The following is a 578-nucleotide window of genomic DNA, read 5'->3' as shown; positions in this document are numbered from 1 at the left end:
ACTCAGGTATTACCGGCAAGATATTACATTTAATGATCAGAGGAAGCGGTGTAAGAGATATTGCTGAAGTCGAGCGTATCAGCATTGGCAAGGTATTACGAACCTTAAGTGAATCGATCTATCAGATTCAGCCTAAACAAAGCCACTACGAATGTCTTGAAGTCGATGAACTTTGGACTTCTGTAGGGAATAAGAAAAATAAACAATGGCTTATTTATGCCTACCATCGAGAATCTGGAGAAATTGTTGCTTATGTTTGGGGTAAGCGGGATTTAGCAACGGTTCAACGTCTTAAAGCTAGACTTAAAAAGCTTGGGGTTCAATATGCTCGAATTGCGAGTGATCATTGGGATAGTTTTATTACAGCATTTCAATGTTGCAAGCAAGTGATCGGTAAGTTTTTTACCGTCGGTATTGAAGGTAACAACTGTAGAATTCGTCATCGAATCAGGCGTGGATTTAGGAGAAGTTGCAACTTTTCTAAAAAGCTCGAAAATCATTTTAAAGCCTTTGATTTGACTTTCTTTTACCTTAATAACGGATTTGTTTAACGCCAGCATACTTTTTGAAACACCACC

1 protein-coding gene is annotated in these 578 nt (G+C 38.2%); it reads left to right on the top strand.

The features are described 5' to 3' along the window. Window positions 1–551: IS1 family transposase (locus MF4640_RS18880; RefSeq protein ID WP_078390507.1), on the top strand; the 551-nt coding region annotated here is incomplete at its 5' end. Between the last annotated feature and the right edge of the window lie 27 nt (window positions 552–578).

Source organism: Acinetobacter sp. MF4640 (assembly GCF_002018895.1).
Taxonomy (GTDB): domain Bacteria; phylum Pseudomonadota; class Gammaproteobacteria; order Pseudomonadales; family Moraxellaceae; genus Acinetobacter; species Acinetobacter johnsonii.
This window is presented reverse-complemented; position numbering and strand designations above follow the sequence as displayed.